The organism is Microbacterium paraoxydans, assembly GCF_019056515.1.
GTDB lineage: Bacteria > Actinomycetota > Actinomycetes > Actinomycetales > Microbacteriaceae > Microbacterium.
Map to the genome: position 1 here is coordinate 2,336,163 of NZ_CP064873.1, position 16,025 is coordinate 2,352,187.

Sequence of the window (16,025 nt, forward strand, 5' to 3'; positions counted from 1 at the left end):
TCCATGCCTGAAACCCACAGCAACCCCCTCGACGACCCCGCTGCGAACCCGTTCGAGGTCGCAGCCGAAGCCGCCGCCGACATCGCGCGGCTGACCGGCGTCGAGAAGCACGACATCGCCCTCACGCTCGGCAGCGGCTGGGGCAAGGCGGCCGACCTCATCGGCGAGACCGTCGCGACCATCCCCGCGACCGAGGTCACCGGATTCTCGAAGCCCGCTCTGGAGGGCCACGTCGGCACCCTGCGCAGCATCCGGACGCCGGGCGGGAAGAACGTCCTCGTCATCGGCGCCCGCACGCACTACTACGAGAACCACGGCGTGCGCCGGGTCGTGCACAGCGTCCGCACCGCCGCGGCGACCGGGGCGAAGATCATGGTCCTCACCAACGGCGCCGGCGGCATCCGCGAGACGTGGAAGCCCGGTCAGCCCGTGCTCATCAGCGACCACATCAACCTCACCGCCGACTCCCCGCTCGAGGGCGCGACGTTCATCGACCTCACCGACCTGTACGCGAAGCGCCTGCGCGACATCGCCCGCACGGTCGACCCCACGCTCGACGAGGGCGTCTACACGCAATTCCGCGGCCCGCACTACGAGACACCGGCCGAGGTGCAGATGGCGAAGCACATCGGCGGGCACATCGTCGGCATGTCCACCGCGCTCGAGGCGATCGCCGCGCGCGAGGCCGGCATGGAGATCCTCGGGTTCTCGCTCATCACGAACCTCGCCGCCGGCATCCAGCAGACGCCGCTCAGCCACGCCGAGGTCATCGAAGCCGGACGCGAGGCGGAGCCGGTGATCTCCGCCTTGCTGGCCCGGGTGGTCGAGGCCCTGTGAGCGAGGAGCGGCTCGCCCAGGCCCGCGCCTGGCTCCGCCAGGACCCGGATCCGCAGACCCGCGACGAGCTCGCCGGCATCGTCACCCGGGCCGCCTCCGGGGACGAGGCCGCCGTGGCGGAGCTCGACGACCGCTTCGGCAGCCGTCTCGCGTTCGGGACGGCGGGACTGCGCGGCGCCCTCGGGGCTGGGAGCAACCGGATGAACCGGGTGCTCGTCTCCCAGGCCGCGGCGGGCTTCGCGGCGTACCTGCGCGAGCGGGCCGCCGGGGCGACGCCGACGGTCGTGATCGGCTACGACGGACGCCGGAACTCCCGGGTGTTCGCCCAGGACTCCGCGGAACTGTTCGCCGGGGCCGGCCTGCGCGCGATCCTGCTCCCCCGCCTGCTGCCGACGCCCGTGCTGGCCTTCGCCGTGCGGCACCTCGGCGCCGATGCGGGCGTGATGGTGACCGCGAGCCACAACCCGCCGGACGACAACGGCTACAAGGTGTACCTCGGCGGCGCGGATGCCGGCTCGCAGATCGTCGCTCCCGCCGACGCCGAGATCGCCGCCCACATCCAGCGGGTCGCGGACAGCGGCGACGTGCGGGCTCTGCCGCGGTCCACCGCCTACGAGACCGCGGGCGAGGATCTCGTCCAGGCCTACGTCGCCGCCACCGCCGCCGTCGCCCCGGCGCCCGCGGGGGCCCGCCGCCTGCGCTGGGTCTACACCGCGATGCACGGCGTCGGCTGGGAGACGGTCGCCCGCATCCTCGATGCCGCCGGCTACCCGCGACCGATCGTGGTCGACGAGCAGCTGCATCCGGACGCGACGTTCCGCACGGTCTCCTTCCCGAACCCGGAGGAGCCGGGGGCCATGGATCTCGCGTTCGCCAGGGCCAGGAGGGCGAAGGCGGACTTCATCCTCGCGAACGATCCGGACGCCGACCGCCTCGCCGTGGCCATCCCGGACGAGACCTCCGCGGACGGCTGGCGCCGTCTCACGGGCAACGAGGTCGGCCTGCTGCTCGGTGCCCGCGCCGCGCGCGCCGCGGACGGCACCCCGGGCGCCTCGCTCGCCTGCTCGCTCGTCTCCTCCCCCGGGCTCGGCGCCATCGCCGCGCAGCACGGGCTGGACTTCCACGAGACGCTCACCGGGTTCAAGTGGATCTCCCGGGCCCCTGGCATCGTCTTCGGCTTCGAGGAGGCCCTGGGCTACCTCGTCAACCCCGAGACCGTGCGCGACAAGGACGGCATCTCCGCCGCGGTCGCCGTGCTCGGCCTGGCCGCCGAGGCCCAGGAGCGCGGGCTCACCCTCGCCGACCTCGTCCGCGAGGTGGGCGACACGTACGGGCACTTCGCGAGCGCGCAGGTGTCGGTCCGGGTGGCGGATCTGTCGCTCATCGGCACGGTGATGCTGTCGCTGCGCTCGCTTCCGCCCACGCAGATCGCAGGGCGTTCGATCGCGTCGGCCGAGGACCTGCTGCAGAGCGCTCCGGGGCAGCCCTCCGGAGACGTGCTGCGGTACCGGCTCTCGGACGGCTCGCGGGTGATCGTCCGGCCGAGCGGCACGGAGCCGAAGCTCAAGGTGTACATCGACGCCACGGGTGATTCCGCCGAGGCGGCCGCAACGGCCGTCGCCGAGCTGGAGGCGGGCGTCCGGGTCCTCCTGGACGAGCGCTCCTGACCATGCCCGTCCGCCACGTCGTCGTCAGCGCCCACAACGGCGTGCACGCACGACCGGTCGCGGAGCTCGTGCGCCTCGCGCAGGCGCACGAGCTCCCGGTCACGCTGCGCACCGCGGACGGCGCGGCCGTGGATCTGCGCAGCGTCCTCGCGGTGATGGACCTCGCCCTCGCGCCCGGAGACGTCGTGACGCTGGAGACGCCGGCCGGCCCGGCATCGGAGAGCGTCCTCGACCAGCTCGCCCTGGTGCTGGCCCCCGACGCCTGAGCCTCAGCCGTCGATCACGGCGACGAGCTCGTCGAGGAAGCCCTCGAAGGTCGCGCTGCGCCGGACGATCCGCTGCACGCTCTCGCGCTCGCTGAACACCTCCACGAGCTGCTCGAACACGGTCTGGAAGGCGGCGCGGTCGCTCTCGCTGAAGGCGGCCAGCGCGACGACCTGCACGCGTCCCTCGCCCCAGGCCGCCGACCCCTCCGCCACGCCGAGTGCGATCGCCGTGCGGGCCGCGGTCATCTGCAGCGCATGAGGCACGGCCAGCGCGTCGGTGAACGCCGTGGAGGACATGCGCTCCCGGACGATCGTGTTCTCCACGTAGTCGTCGCCGATCAGGCCGGCCCGCACGAGCGGCGCGCCGAGCCGCCGGATGATGGCCTCCTCCCCGTCGTCCGGAAGAGGATGCACGAAGGCGTCGGGGTGGAAGTAGCGCGCGAGCTCCTCTCGGAGCCGGGCCAGCCGCCGCCCCCGGCGCAGACGCCCGGCGGCCTGCTGGATGCGGTCGACGTCCGCGTCCGTGAGGAACGGCTGGATGCGCACGAACCGGTCGCCGGAGGCCCCGGGCTCGATCGTGCTCAGCACGAGGTCGGTGTCGAACGACGCCCAGTCCGGGTCGACGTTCGTGACGACGCTGGTGACCTCGATCGCGGAGCCCAGGGAACGGTCCACGCTCGAGCGCAGGAGTTCGTGGAGCTCGTAGTAGCCGGGGCAGACGATGGTCGCGGTGAGGATGGACTCCGCTTTGCGGCTCCGTTCCAGCCGTCCCCCGACGTGCATGGCGATGTAGGCGATCTCGTCGTCGTGGATGGGCGTGCCGAGCCGGTCGTGCAGACCGCTCGCGATCGACACCGCGACCTCGAAGATCATCGGGTAGGTCGTCTTCAGCGAGCGGGTCAGCGGATTGCGGGTGAGGGCGCTCTCCTCGGCGCGGCGCAGGAGGTTCTGCACGTGCAGCGCGAGACGGAGCACGAAGGTCTCGTCGACGAGGTCGACACGGTAGTCCTCCGCGGCCCGCGCGATCTCCGCCCGGACCGCCGCCTCCACGTCCGGGGCGACGCCGCTGCGGGCGAGCTCCTGCGCCGCCTCGCCGCCGGGGGCGACGATCCGGGTGAGGACCAGGGAGGCGAGGTGACCGCTGTCGCCCTCGCCCAGGACCACGGCGAAGTGCTCGGCCGCGAGGCGGGCGATCACCGCGCCCACCCGCGGGATCTCCGGTCGGGCTCCCACCGGCGGCGCGTCGAGGGCGCGCCCGGCGGCCACCCGCTCGGCGGCGATCGCGATGTGCAGCAGCACGTCGGCGATCGCGAGTTCGTTGACGTAGTAGCCGAGCTCGCCGAGCTCGCCCACCAGGGCGGACTTGAAGGGTCCCACCGCCCGCGCATCCACCGCCGTGCCGGAGAGGGCCCGCCGGAAGATCTCGGGGTGGAAGGAGGCGTCGTCCATCTCGTCGTGCGCGAGGCGGCTGAGCAGGCGGCGCTGGGCGGCCTCGTCTCCGCGGAGCCGCACCCGCTCCCGTGCGCGTTCGAGCGTCAGGTCGGTGCCGTCGAGGAGGCCGCGCACCCGCACGAGGTCCGCCTCCAGCGTCGCCTCGCTCACATGCAGGGCGTCCGCGGTGTCGAAGACGTCGATCCCCTCCTCCGCGTCCAGCAGCAGCCGGACCAGGGCGTGCAGCCGTTCGCGGGGCGCCGAGTCGCCGCCCTGCCGCACCCGGAGCGCACCGCGGGCACCGGGGCCCGCCCGATAGCCCGCCGGGCCGGACTCGACGACGGCGGCACCGGGCGTGCGGGCGTTCAGGGCCGCGACGTAGGAACGGATGCTCCGGGGGGTCACGCCGAGGAGGTCGGCCAGCGTGCCCGCGGTCGCCCAGCCCTCCTCGCGCAGCAGGGCGGCGAGGAGCTGGTCCTGACGCTGGCGCGACATGATCCCTCCGAGTTCCCGTGCTGACGGCACTGTCCGACTGCTCTCCATGATGACAGCCTCCGGCGACACGGGCGCGGCGAGGAGGGTTCCGCAGGGGCGGAAGAGAACGTGTTGGTGCCACCGCGGCCCGGTTTCCCAGACTGTTCTCAGGAAGGTGACATCGATGAGGATTCTCGTGGTCTGCGGCGCCGGCGCGTCGAGCACGTTCGTCGCCCAGCGCCTGCGCACCGCCGCCGCCGCGGCGGGACTGGACTGGGACGCGGACGCCGGCGTCGAGAGCACCGTCTCCCTCGGAGGGCACGACCTCGTCCTCGTGGGCCCACACCTCCGCGAGCGCCTCGGCGCCATCCGCGACCTGACCCGCGCGCCCGTCGCGGTCTTGCCGGATGACGTGTTCGCCGATCGCGACGGCGGCCGCACGCTTCTCCTCGCCCAGTCGACCCTCGCCGCTGCCGGCGGGGCCCCGAAAGGAACACCATGACCGCCACCCGCACCGTCCGCATCGGCTCCTCGCATGGACTGCACGCCCGGCCCGCCAAGATCTTCGCGCAGGCCGCGAAGGACTCCGGCCTCGCGGTCACGATCGCCAAGGACTCCGGCAAGCCGGTCAACGCCGCGAGCATCCTCGGGGTGATCGCCCTGGCCATCGAGCACGGCGACTACGTGACGCTCACGGCCGACGGCCACGGCGCAGAGGGGGTCCTGGACACGCTCACCGAGCTGCTGACCACCGACCACGACCAGGACGCCGCCGGATGAGCGCGCTGCGAGGGGTGGGCATCGGTCTCGGCGTCGCGCAGGGACCGGTCGTCCGCATGACCGAGGCGCTGCCCGCGCCCGAGAACACGCCGAGCACCGCGGGGGCGGACACCGAGCGTGCGCGGGTCCGCGAGGCCGTCGCCGTCGTGGCGCAGGAGCTGACCCAGCGCGGCGAGGCCGCCGGTGGTGCGGCGCAGGAGGTGCTCGAGGCGCAGGCGATGATCGCCGAGGACCCCACCCTGCAGGACGAGGTCGACAGCAGGATCGACGCCGGCGCCACCGCGGAGTGGGCCGTGCACGACGCCTTCGCCGGCTTCCGGGCCACGCTCGAGGCCGTCGGCGGGTACCTCGGCGAGCGCGCCGCCGATCTCGACGACATCGCGCAGCGGGTGCTCGCCCGGCTGCGCGGCGTGGAGGCCCCCGGCGTGCCCGACCCTGGGCACCCGTTCGTCCTCGTGGCGCGCGACCTCGCGCCCGCCGACACCGCGCTGCTGAACCTCGACCAGGTGCTCGCCCTCGTCACCATCGACGGCGGCCCGACCTCCCACACGGCGATCCTCGCCAGGGAGAAGGGCATCGTGGCCGTGGTCGGCGTGGGCGACGGCCACGCCCTGACGACCGGGGAGACCGTGATCGTCGACGCGGCCGCGGGAGTCATCACCCGTGAGCCAACCGATGACGAGCGCGCCCGCGCCGCCGAGCGCGCCGCCGCCCGCCGCGCCGCCGACGACGCCCCGCTCACCCCCGGCGCGCTCGCCGACGGCACGCCGGTCGCGCTGCTCGCGAACCTGGGGAAGCCCGCCGACGCCGCCGACGCGGTCGCGCGGGGGGCCGAGGGCGTCGGCCTGTTCCGGACGGAGTTCCTGTTCCTCTCCGCGTCGCAGGCCCCGACGGTCGCCCAGCAGCGGGACGCCTACCGCGAACTCCTGGAGGCCTTCCCCGGCAAGAAGGTCGTCGTGCGGATGCTCGACGCGGGGGCCGACAAGCCGCTGGCCTTCCTCAACGACGCCCACGAGGAGAACCCGGCCCTGGGATTGCGCGGCCTGCGGGCGCTCCGCGCGAGCGAGGACATCCTCCGCGAGCAGCTGACCGCGCTGGCCGAAGCCGAGGCCGCGACCGACGCCGACCTGTGGGTCATGGCACCCATGGTGGCCACCGTCGAGGAGACCGTGTACTTCACCGGCCTCGCCCGCGAGTACGGACTGAAGACGGCCGGCGTCATGGTCGAGGTGCCCTCCAGCGCCCTGCTCGCCGACCGGGTGCTCGCGCACGCCGACTTCGCGTCCATCGGCACCAACGACCTCACGCAGTACACGATGGCTGCGGACCGCCTCCTCGGCTCCGTCGCGTCGTTCCAGGACCCCTGGCACCCCGCGGTGCTGCGCCTGGTGCGCGAGGTCGGCGCGGCCGGTGCCCGTCTCGGCAAGCCCGTCGGCATCTGCGGCGAGGCCGCGGCCGATCCGCTGCTCGCCGTCGTCCTCGTGGGCCTCGGTGCGACGAGCCTGTCCATGGCACCGTCCGCCCTCGCCGACGTCCGCCAGGCGCTCGCCGCCCGGACTCGCGACGATGCCCTCCGTCTCGCGGAAGCCGCGCTCGACGCGGACGACGCCCCCTCCGCCCGCACCGCTGCGGCGACCCTCGCCGCGGCACTCCCCCCTCATCAGAAAGAGACCACATCATGACGACGACGTCACCCGCCGCCACCGCCCCCGGTGGCCTCCGCGTGGGCGTGCAGCGTTTCGGCACGTTCCTCTCCGGCATGATCATGCCGAACATCGCGGCCTTCATCGCCTGGGGCTTCATCACGATGCTCTTCATCCCGAAGGGCTTCTTCGGGGCCGAGAGCCCGTTCGGCTGGCACTGGGCCGGCGTCGCCGAGATCATCGGCGGCGGCGGCGACTCCGCCGTCCTCGGCTGGCAGGGCGCGATGACCGCGGTCGCCGAAGGCGCGGACGGCAACATCCTGGCCTATGTGGGCCTGGTCGGCCCGATGGTCACCTACCTACTGCCCCTCCTGATCGCGAACACGGCCGGACGCATGGTCTACGGCGAGCGCGGCGGCGTGGTCGCCACGATCGCGACCGTCGGCGTGATCGTCGGGACGAACATCCCGATGTTCCTCGGCGCCATGATCATGGGCCCGATCGCCGCCTGGATCATGAAGCAGGTCGACAAGCTGTGGGACGGCAAGATCCGCCCCGGCTTCGAGATGCTCGTCAACAACTTCTCCGCCGGCATCCTGGGCATGATCCTCGCCATCGTCGGGTTCTTCGCCTTCGGCCCGGTCATGCTCGGCATCAGCGCCGCGCTGGGGGCGGCCGTCGACTGGCTCGTCTCGCTCAACCTGCTGCCGCTCGTGTCGATCATCGTCGAGCCGGCCAAGGTGCTGTTCCTCAACAACGCCATCAACCACGGCGTGTTCACCCCGCTGGGGATCGAGCAGGCCGCGGAGACGGGCAAGTCGATCCTCTTCCTCATCGAGGCGAACCCCGGCCCCGGCCTCGGTCTGCTGCTCGCCTTCACCTTCTTCGGGGTCGGCGCGGCGAAGGCCTCCGCTCCCGGTGCCGCCATCATCCAGTTCTTCGGCGGCATCCACGAGATCTACTTCCCGTATGCGCTCAGCAAGCCGACCACGATCCTCGCTCTCATCGCGGGTGGAGCGGCCGGTGTGACCACCAACATGGTCCTCGGCGGCGGGCTCGCCTTCCCGGCGGCCCCGGGCAGCATCATCGCCGTGACCGCCGCGGCCATCGGCCCCGGCGTCGCCAACCTCCTCGTCGTCTACCTGTCGGTCATCATCGCGGCGACCGTGACGTTCCTCATCACCGGCGTCATCCTGCGGGCCTCGCGCAAGCGCGACCTCGCCGCCGAGGGCGACGCGTTCGGGGCGGCCATCGCACAGACCGAGGCGAACAAGGGCAAGTCGTCCGCGGCGATGGACGCCCTGCGCACCTCGACCGCGACGACGGCTCCGGAGACCACGCCGGCTCCCGCCACCACCGCCGTCGCGGCGGCCCCGATCGAGACCATCGTGTTCGCGTGCGACGCCGGCATGGGCTCGTCCGCCATGGGTGCCAGCGTGCTCCGCAACAAGCTGAAGAAGGCCGGCATCGAGGGCGTCACCGTCACGAACGCCGCCATCGCCAATCTCGACGGCGCCGCCGACGTGGTCATCACGCAGCAGCAGCTCACCGACCGGGCCACGGCGAAGTCGCCGGACTCCCTGCACGTGTCGGTGGACAACTTCATGAACTCGCCGAAGTACGACGAGGTCGTCGAGATGGTCAAGGAACAGCGAAAGGACGAAGAATGAGCGTTCTCACTGCCGAGCAGGTCCGCATCCACCCGGGAGGCGCGTCGCGCGACGACGCCCTCCAGGAGGCGACGGACATCCTCGTCGCCGCCGGTGCGGTGACCCCGGCGTACGTCGACGCGATGCGCCAGCGCGAGGAGACGGTGTCGACGTACATGGGCAACGGCCTGGCCATCCCGCACGGCACGAACGAGGCGAAGGACGCCATCCTCGCCTCCGCCCTCTCCGTCGTCCGCTACGACGGCGGCGTCGACTGGGACGGCGAGCAGGCGCGGTTCGTGATCGGCATCGCCGGCGTCGGCGACGAGCACCTCGACATCCTGTCGCGCATCGCGATCCTCTTCTCCGAGGAGGACGACGTCGCCCGGCTGGAAGCGGCGGCGACGCCGGACGAGCTGTTCGCTCTCCTCTCGGAGGTGAACGAGGGATGAAGGCGGTCCACTTCGGGGCGGGCAACATCGGGCGCGGTTTCGTCGGCCTGCTCCTGCACGAGGGCGGTTACGAGGTCGTGTTCAGCGACGTCGCGGACGCGCTCGTGGAGGCGATCGACCGGGCGGACTCGTACACCGTGCACGAAGCCGGCCCCGGAGGGACCGACCACGTCGTCTCCGGGTTCCGTGCGGTGAACAGCCGCACGGACCCCGCCGTGGTCGCGGAGGAGGTGGCGACGGCCGACGTCGTCACGACCGCCGTGGGCCCCACCGTGCTGCGGTTCGTCGCCCCGTCGATCGTCGCCGGACTCGCGCTGCGCTCCCCCGAGGCCGCGCCGCTGCAGGTGATGGCCTGCGAGAACGCCATCGGCGCCACCGATCAGCTGCGGCAGGAGATCGTCGCCGCGGCGGGGCCGGATGCCGATACGCTGCTCGGCCGCGCCGTGTTCGCGAACACCGCCGTCGACCGGATCGTGCCCGCGCAGCCGGAGGGCGGCGGCATCGACGTCACGGTGGAGCCGTACTTCGAGTGGGCGATCGAGGCCCGGCCGTTCGGCGACACTCCGCCGCGCATCCCCGGCGCCCACTTCGTCGACGACCTCGCTCCGTACATCGAGCGCAAGCTCTTCACGGTGAACACCGGTCATGCCGCCACCGCGTACTTCGGTGCACGGGCGGGCATCGAGCGGATCTCGGACGCCCTCGCGGACGAGGCGATCGCCGCGCAGGTCTCCGCCGCCCTGGAGGAGACCTCGGCGGTGCTGGTCGTCGAACACGGTCTCGATCCCGCGGAGCTCGCGCAGTACCGCGCGACCATCCTCGAACGGTTCCGCAATCCCGCACTGGTGGACACCGTGCAGCGCGTCGGCCGGCAGCCGCTGCGGAAGATCTCCCGGCACGAGCGCTTCATCGGTCCCGCGGCGATGGCCGCCGAGCACGGGCTGTCGACGGACGCGCTCGTGGCTGCCGTCGCCGCCGCGCTGGAGTTCGACGACCCTGCCGACGAGCAGGCGGTCGAGCTGCAGACGCTCCTCCGCTCCGAAGACCCGGCAGGCTTCACCGTCCGCGCCACGGGGCTCGATCCGGAGCACCCGCTCTTCGCCGCCGTCCGCGACGCGGTGGCGCTCCGTCAGGCGGCACTCGCCGGCTGAGCGGACGCGGCGTCCGGGCGGGAGTAGCGTTGCTGCTGTGCAGCAGAAGCCCCGACGCCGCGTCCTGAGACGAGTCCTGTGGAGTGTGGTGATCGTCCTCGTGCTCGCCGTCGGCGGGATCCTCGTGTGGAGCCAGGTCGGCGTCATGGCCGCGGAGCCCGAACCGCTCGCCGCCGTCCGGGAGAACCCCGCGATCACGGTGACCGATGCCGAGGAGGGGATCGTCCTGGAGCCGGCGGACGGCGCCTCGGACCGCGGACTCGTCTTCATCCCGGGGGCGAAGGTCGACCCGTGGGCCTACGCCTCGATCCTCCAGGGGATCGCGGAGGAGGGCACCACGGTCGTGATCACGCGGCCCTGGCTCAACCTCGCCTTCTTCGATCCCCGCGGCCTCGGCTCGTTCACGAGTGCCGCGCCCGACGTGGACACCTGGGCCGTGGGCGGTCACTCCCTCGGCGGGGTGCGCGCCTGCCAGCTCGCGACGGACGCCGATGCCCTCGTCCTCTTCGCCTCCTACTGCGCGACCGACCTCGCCGGAACCGGCCTCCCGGTGCTCAGCGTCTCCGGCAGTGAGGACGGCCTCTCCACACCCGAGAAGATCGCGGACGCCCGCTCCGAGCTCCCCGCGGACGCCGAGTTCGTCGAGATCGACGGCGCCTCCCACGCCTCCTTCGGCGACTACGGCCCCCAGTCCGGTGACGGTACCCCGACCATCGACGACGAGGAGATGCACGCCGAGGTCACCGAGGTCGTCGGCGGCTTCCTGGAGCAGATCGCTCCCTAGGCCGCCCGCGGATCCCCGAGGATGGGGTCGAGCAGCGGATGCAGGTGCCGGGTGGTGAGGACCCCGGCGGCAGACCGCGCGCCCGCCGAGAGCGCCGACGCCAGGTCCGCCCCCGCCAGCCGCGCGTCGAGGACTCCGGCCAGGAACGCGTCGCCCGCGCCATTGGTGTCGACGACGGTGGTCGGCAGCGCGGGCACCCGCAGCTCGGCGCCGTCCGCTCCGACCGCGACCGCTCCCTCCGCGCCGAGCGTGCACACCGCGAACGCCGCTCCCTCCGCGACGACGGCGCGGAGGAACTCCACCGGCGCGGCCAGCCGATCCGCGTTGCAGAAGACCGCCGCGGCCGCCGCCAGGAAGGGCCGGTGGTACCCGTCGACGCCGTCGTAGTCGTGCACGTCGACCCAGAGCGGCGTGCCACTGGCCGCCGCGAGCGGGAGCAGCCGCCGCGGCTCGGCGGCCAGATCGAGCACGACGGCGTCGGCCGCGGCCATCTCGGCGGCGTGCGCGGCGTCGTCCGCGCCTGTCGTCTCCGCTGGAGTGGAGAGGTACAGCGACACCCGGTCGCCCTGCGCCGTCATGAGGTTGAGGTGCCGCTCCGTGGTGCCGTCCGTCCACTGCGCGACCACCCCGGCCGCCTCCAGTGCCGCACGCACCCGGTGCCCCTCCTCGTCCTCCCCGGCGACGGCATGCAGCACGACGGATCGGCCGAGCGCCGTCAGGCTCAGCGCCTTGCCCGCACTCGTGCCGCCGACCGTCTCCCAGCTCGCCTGCGCGAACTGCATGTGCGGCACGGGCTCGGGGAGTCGGTCGAGGAGGACCATGCGGTTCCAGGAGGCGGGACCGGCGAGGAAGACGGAAGCGGGCATGCCCTCATCCTCGCGCCTCGTGCGGGGTCACCCGATGCGCGACACCAGGGCATCCAGGCCCATTCCGTAGTCGATGCGCACGACGGGGAGGGCCAGCTTGTCCGTCCCGATCACCACGTATCCGGGATCGATGGTCCGCGCCAGCTCGTAGCCCGCCTGGCGGACGCCCTCCTTCGCCGTGTCGTCGTAGTGGCCGAACGGGTAGGCCACCACCTCGCGGACGCCGAGCACGTCCCCCGACGTGGTGAGATCGGCGGCGATCTGCGCGGGCGTCCCGTTGACCATGCGTCCCCTGCCGTCCTCGCCCGCCTGATGCATGTCATGGGTGTGCGAGCGCCGCTGGACCCACGGCGAGGGCGCGGGGTCCTGACGATAGGCCGTGACCATGAACGAGGTGCTGAGGAGCCGGTGCGCGTCCACCACCGGCACCGCGAGGTCGAACCACGTCTGATCGGCGTCGTCGTCGGCGATGATGACGCTCCGCGCCGGGAGGGAGAGCCGCCCGTCGATGAACGCGCTGAGCTCGTCCCAGGTCGGCAGATAGAAGCCGGTGGTCGCGATGTGCGCCATGTGCGCCTCGAAGTCGCCGATGTACGCGTAATTGCCGCGAAGCCACCCCTTCTCCCCCGCCGGGTCGGCCGTGAACTGGTGGTACATCAGGATGGGCACGCGCACGCCCTCGGCCGCGTTCTCCTCGGGCGTCTTCCAGGCGGCGAAGAGCTCCGTCTGCTGCTGCTCGCACGCGACCGGATCCGCGCCGTTCACCCGAGCTTCCACCGTGAAGGCGGCGGCAGCGTCGGCGCTGGCGTACCAGCCCGCGAACACCCGGCCGTCGAGCCGCGGGATCGGCAGCCCCCGATACGGCTCGTCCTGGAGCTGCAGCATCGGCGCGGTCGGCGCCCCGTCGCCGCGGAAGGTGACCGCGCACGCGCGGGGATCGTCCGCGTCCGCCAGGATCTGCTGCGACGGCGTGAGCGGAGGCGCCGCGACGGTGCCCTGGGCCTTCGGAATCCGCTCCTCCGGCGTGCGATGGAGCCCCGCGAACGCCGCGACGGCCCCTCCGACGATGACGACGGCGACGAGCGCGCCGACGAGTCCGGCTCGTGACCGCGACGACCTCCCCCCGGAGCGCATGTCAGGTGTCGAAGCCCTCGGCGATCATCTCGACGAGTTCCTCCCGTTCCTCGACGGGGAGGAAGGCCGCGGCGGCGGCGTTGAACTGGAAGGCCTCGAGGTCGTCGAGGTCGTACTCGAAGGTCTGCACGAGGAGAGCCAGCTCCCTAGTGAGCGAGGTGGCGCTCATGGTGCGGTTGTCCACGTTCACGGTCACCGCGAAGCCGAGCTGGTAGAGCAGGTCGAACGGGTGATCGGCGAGCGTCTTGCCCCACGCGGCGACGGCCCCCGTCTGCAGGTTCGACGACGGGGAGAGCTCCAGCGGGATCTCCCGGTCGCGCACCCAGCGCGCGAGGTCGCCGAAGCGCACCTGCACCTCGTCGCCCTCCTGCGTGACGACCTCGAGGTCCTCCGCGATGCGGACGCCGTGTCCGAGCCGGAGCGCACGACCGTCCAGCAGGGCCGAGCGGATCGAGGCGAGGCCCGCCGCCTCGCCCGCGTGCACGGTCACCGGGAAGAAGTTCTCGGCGAGGTAGTCGAATGCCGCGCGGTGGTCGGACGGCGGGAAGCCGTCCTCGGGTCCGGCGATGTCGAAGCCGACGGCCCCCCGTCCGCGGAAGTCCACAGCGAGCTCGGCGATCTCCCTGGCGCGGTCGGTGTGCCGCATGGCGGTCAGGAGCTGTCCGACGCGGATGCTGCGACCGTCCCGGTCCGCCGCGTCCTCGCCCTCCTCGATCCCCTGCTGCACGGCCTCGACGGCGTCCTCCAGCGAGAGACCGCCGGCCTGGTGCTGTTCCGGTGCCCAGCGCACCTCGCCGTAGATGACGCCGTCGGCCGCGAGGTCCTGCACGAACTCGCGCGCCACCCGGGTCAGTCCCTCCCGGGTCTGCATGACCGCGGTGGTGAGCTCGAAGGTCTTCAGGTACTCCTCCAGCGACCCTGCGTCGCTCTTCTTCGCGAACCAGGAGCCGAGCGCCGCCGGGTCGGAGGCCGGGAGGTCGAGACCGATCGCGTCGGCGAGCTCGATGATCGTGGCCGGACGCACGGCGCCGTCCAGGTGGTCGTGCAGCGACACCTTCGGCAGACTCCGCAGGGAGACGCCCTGGATGGCGACGTCGCCGTTCGCATCGATCGACATGGGGATCCTCTCGGTCGCGGGGTGTCCGTCCAGGCTAGCGCCCGGGCCTCACGCCGTGATGCGCTCGCGGACGATCGGACCCACGGTCGGCGCCTCGTCGCCGAGCTCCCAGGCCCCTTCGAGTGCCTCGATGGCCCGGGGGAAGCGCGCCTCGTCCGCCGCCGACAGGGTGAACAGCGGCTGCCCGGCGGCGACCCGGTCGCCCGGCTTCGCGTGCAGGTCGATGCCCGCCTCGAAGATCACCGGGTCGTCGGCCCGCGCGCGGCCGGCGCCGAGACGCCACGCGGCGATGCCGAAGGGGAGCGCGTCCATCCGGGTCACGACGCCGTCCGCGGGCGCCGTGACGACGTGCGTCTCCCGCGCGACCGGGAGGGCCGCGTCGGGGTCGCCGTCCTGGGCGCGGATCATCGCCTTCCAGGTGTCCATGGCGCGGCCCTCGTCCAGCGCCGCCTCCACGTCCGCATCGGGCCGGCCGGCCAGGGCGAGCATCTCCCTGGCGAGCGCGATGGTCAGCTCCCGCACGTCGGCGGGTCCCCCGCCGGCGAGGATCTCGACCGACTCGCGGACCTCGTTGGCGTTGCCGATCGCGCGGCCCAGCGGGACGTTCATGTCGGTCAGCAGCGCCGTGGTGGCGACGCCGGAGTCGGTGCCGAGCGCGACCATCGTGCGGGCGAGCTCGCGGGCGCGGTCGATGTCCTGCATGAAGGCGCCGGAGCCGAACTTCACGTCCAGGACGAGGGCGTCGGTCCCCTCGGCGATCTTCTTCGACATGATGCTGGAGGCGATCAGCGGGATGGCCTCCACGGTGCCGGTCACGTCGCGGAGCGCGTAGAGCTTCTTGTCGGCGGGAGCGAGACCAGAGCCCGCGGCGCAGATCACGGCCCCGACGTCACCCTGCATCTGCGCGAACATCTCCTCGTTGCTGAGCGCCGCGCGCCAGCCGGGGATCGACTCCAGCTTGTCGAGCGTCCCGCCGGTGTGGCCGAGACCGCGGCCGCTGAGCTGCGGGACCGCCACGCCGAACGAGGCGACAAGCGGCGCGAGCGGCAGGGTGATCTTGTCGCCGACGCCGCCCGTGGAGTGCTTGTCCACGGTCTTCTTGCCGAGGGTCGCGAAGCTCATCCGCTCGCCGGACGCGATCATCGCATCGGTGAGCACGCGGATCTCGTCGCGCTCCATGCCGCGCTGGAAGATCGCCATCGCGAAGGAGGCCATCTGCGCGTCGGACACATAGCCGCGCGTGTAGGCGTCGACCATCCACCGCAGAGCGGGCTCGGGCACGACGCCCCCGTCGCGCTTGGCCCGGATCACATCGACCGCGTCGAACGGCTCGATGGCTCCCTGAGCCTGTCCAGCGGTCATCGTGCTTCCTCCAGGTCGCGCGGCCCGAACGCATCGGGCAGCACCTCGTCGATCGTGCGGATGCCGGAGACGGTCTCCAGCAGCATGCCGGGTACGGCGTGCTCGAACAGCAGCTGCCGGCATCGGCCGCAGGGCATGATGGTCTCGCCGTCGTTGTTCACGCACACGAAGGCGACGAGCTGGCCGCCGCCGGACATGAACAGGTCGCCCACGAGCGCGCACTCGGCGCACAGCGTGACGCCGTACGAGGCGTTCTCGACGTTGCAGCCGGCCACGATCCGCCCGTCGCTGACGAGCGCCGCCGCCCCCACGCGGTAGCGCGAGTACGGCGCGTACGCCTTGGTCATGGCCTCCGCGGCGACCTGGCGCAGCTCGTCCCAGTCGATGTCCGTCATGGTGATGGTTCCTTCTT

The 16,025-nt window shown here is 72.6% G+C and carries 16 protein-coding genes; 10 read left to right on the forward strand and 6 right to left on the reverse strand.

Going from position 1 to position 16,025, the window contains the following annotated elements:
• Positions 1-3 precede the first annotated feature (3 nt).
• From IZR02_RS11395 to IZR02_RS11405, 3 genes are read left to right on the forward strand one after another with little or no spacing between them, the layout of a single operon-like run.
• Positions 4-837, forward strand: a complete 834-nt coding sequence (locus IZR02_RS11395) for a purine-nucleoside phosphorylase (protein ID WP_025105679.1) — start codon at positions 4-6, stop codon at positions 835-837.
• On the forward strand, positions 834-2,504 hold the full coding sequence (locus tag IZR02_RS11400; RefSeq protein WP_025105678.1) for a phospho-sugar mutase: 1,671 nt from the start codon (positions 834-836) through the stop codon (positions 2,502-2,504). Before IZR02_RS11395 ends, IZR02_RS11400 begins: the two co-directional genes overlap by 4 nt.
• Before the next feature lie 2 nt (positions 2,505-2,506).
• Entirely contained in the window at positions 2,507-2,770 is a 264-nt protein-coding gene (locus tag IZR02_RS11405) for an HPr family phosphocarrier protein (protein ID WP_025105677.1), read from the forward strand.
• Positions 2,771-2,773: 3 nt separating this feature from the next.
• Here the strand turns inward: IZR02_RS11405 and IZR02_RS11410 are convergent, their stop codons facing one another.
• Positions 2,774-4,696, reverse strand: a complete 1,923-nt coding sequence (locus tag IZR02_RS11410; protein ID WP_025105676.1) for a BglG family transcription antiterminator — start codon at positions 4,694-4,696, stop codon at positions 2,774-2,776.
• 163 nt (positions 4,697-4,859) lie between these two features.
• On the opposite strand from IZR02_RS11410, the gene IZR02_RS11415 reads away from it, so the two are divergent.
• From IZR02_RS11415 to IZR02_RS11445, 7 genes are read left to right on the forward strand one after another with little or no spacing between them, the layout of a single operon-like run.
• On the forward strand, positions 4,860-5,177 hold the full coding sequence (locus IZR02_RS11415; protein ID WP_025105675.1) for a PTS sugar transporter subunit IIB: 318 nt from the start codon (positions 4,860-4,862) through the stop codon (positions 5,175-5,177).
• Positions 5,174-5,455 (forward strand): HPr family phosphocarrier protein, encoded by a 282-nt coding sequence (locus IZR02_RS11420; protein ID WP_025105674.1) that lies wholly within the window; start codon positions 5,174-5,176, stop codon positions 5,453-5,455. Before IZR02_RS11415 ends, IZR02_RS11420 begins: the two co-directional genes overlap by 4 nt.
• A complete protein-coding gene (gene ptsP / locus IZR02_RS11425; protein WP_025105673.1) occupies positions 5,452-7,137 on the forward strand; it encodes a phosphoenolpyruvate--protein phosphotransferase in 1,686 nt (561 codons plus the stop codon). The genes IZR02_RS11420 and ptsP overlap by 4 nt, the downstream gene beginning before the upstream one ends.
• Complete coding sequence (locus IZR02_RS11430) at positions 7,134-8,768, forward strand: PTS mannitol transporter subunit IICB (protein ID WP_025105672.1); 1,635 nt, start codon at positions 7,134-7,136, stop codon at positions 8,766-8,768. Before ptsP ends, IZR02_RS11430 begins: the two co-directional genes overlap by 4 nt.
• Entirely contained in the window at positions 8,765-9,199 is a 435-nt protein-coding gene (locus tag IZR02_RS11435; RefSeq protein WP_025105671.1) for a PTS sugar transporter subunit IIA, read from the forward strand. Before IZR02_RS11430 ends, IZR02_RS11435 begins: the two co-directional genes overlap by 4 nt.
• The gene (locus IZR02_RS11440) at positions 9,196-10,350 is read left to right on the forward strand and encodes a mannitol-1-phosphate 5-dehydrogenase (RefSeq protein WP_025105670.1); all 1,155 of its coding nucleotides are present in this window, start codon (positions 9,196-9,198) and stop codon (positions 10,348-10,350) included. The genes IZR02_RS11435 and IZR02_RS11440 overlap by 4 nt, the downstream gene beginning before the upstream one ends.
• Positions 10,351-10,387: 37 nt before the next feature.
• On the forward strand, positions 10,388-11,134 hold the full coding sequence (locus IZR02_RS11445; protein WP_025105669.1) for an alpha/beta hydrolase: 747 nt from the start codon (positions 10,388-10,390) through the stop codon (positions 11,132-11,134).
• On the opposite strand, the gene IZR02_RS11450 is transcribed toward IZR02_RS11445, so the two are convergent.
• The 5 genes from IZR02_RS11450 to IZR02_RS11470 are packed head-to-tail and all read right to left on the reverse strand — an operon-like array spanning position 11,131 to position 16,008.
• Positions 11,131-12,000, reverse strand: a complete 870-nt coding sequence (locus tag IZR02_RS11450) for a carbohydrate kinase family protein (protein WP_025105668.1) — start codon at positions 11,998-12,000, stop codon at positions 11,131-11,133. The genes IZR02_RS11445 and IZR02_RS11450 overlap by 4 nt on opposite strands.
• A 27-nt stretch (positions 12,001-12,027) precedes the next feature.
• On the reverse strand, positions 12,028-13,134 hold the full coding sequence (locus tag IZR02_RS11455; protein WP_025105667.1) for a polysaccharide deacetylase family protein: 1,107 nt from the start codon (positions 13,132-13,134) through the stop codon (positions 12,028-12,030).
• 1 nt (position 13,135) lies between these two features.
• Positions 13,136-14,251 carry an adenosine deaminase gene (locus IZR02_RS11460; RefSeq protein ID WP_025105666.1) on the reverse strand — a complete coding sequence of 372 codons (1,116 nt, stop codon included), beginning with the start codon at positions 14,249-14,251 and terminating at the stop codon, positions 13,136-13,138.
• Between the two features lie 48 nt (positions 14,252-14,299).
• Positions 14,300-15,613: a thymidine phosphorylase gene (locus tag IZR02_RS11465; RefSeq protein ID WP_025105665.1), complete on the reverse strand. Its 1,314-nt coding sequence runs from the start codon at positions 15,611-15,613 to the stop codon at positions 14,300-14,302.
• Positions 15,610-16,008, reverse strand: a complete 399-nt coding sequence (locus IZR02_RS11470; protein ID WP_025105664.1) for a cytidine deaminase — start codon at positions 16,006-16,008, stop codon at positions 15,610-15,612. The genes IZR02_RS11465 and IZR02_RS11470 overlap by 4 nt, the downstream gene beginning before the upstream one ends.
• Between the last annotated feature and the right edge of the window lie 17 nt (positions 16,009-16,025).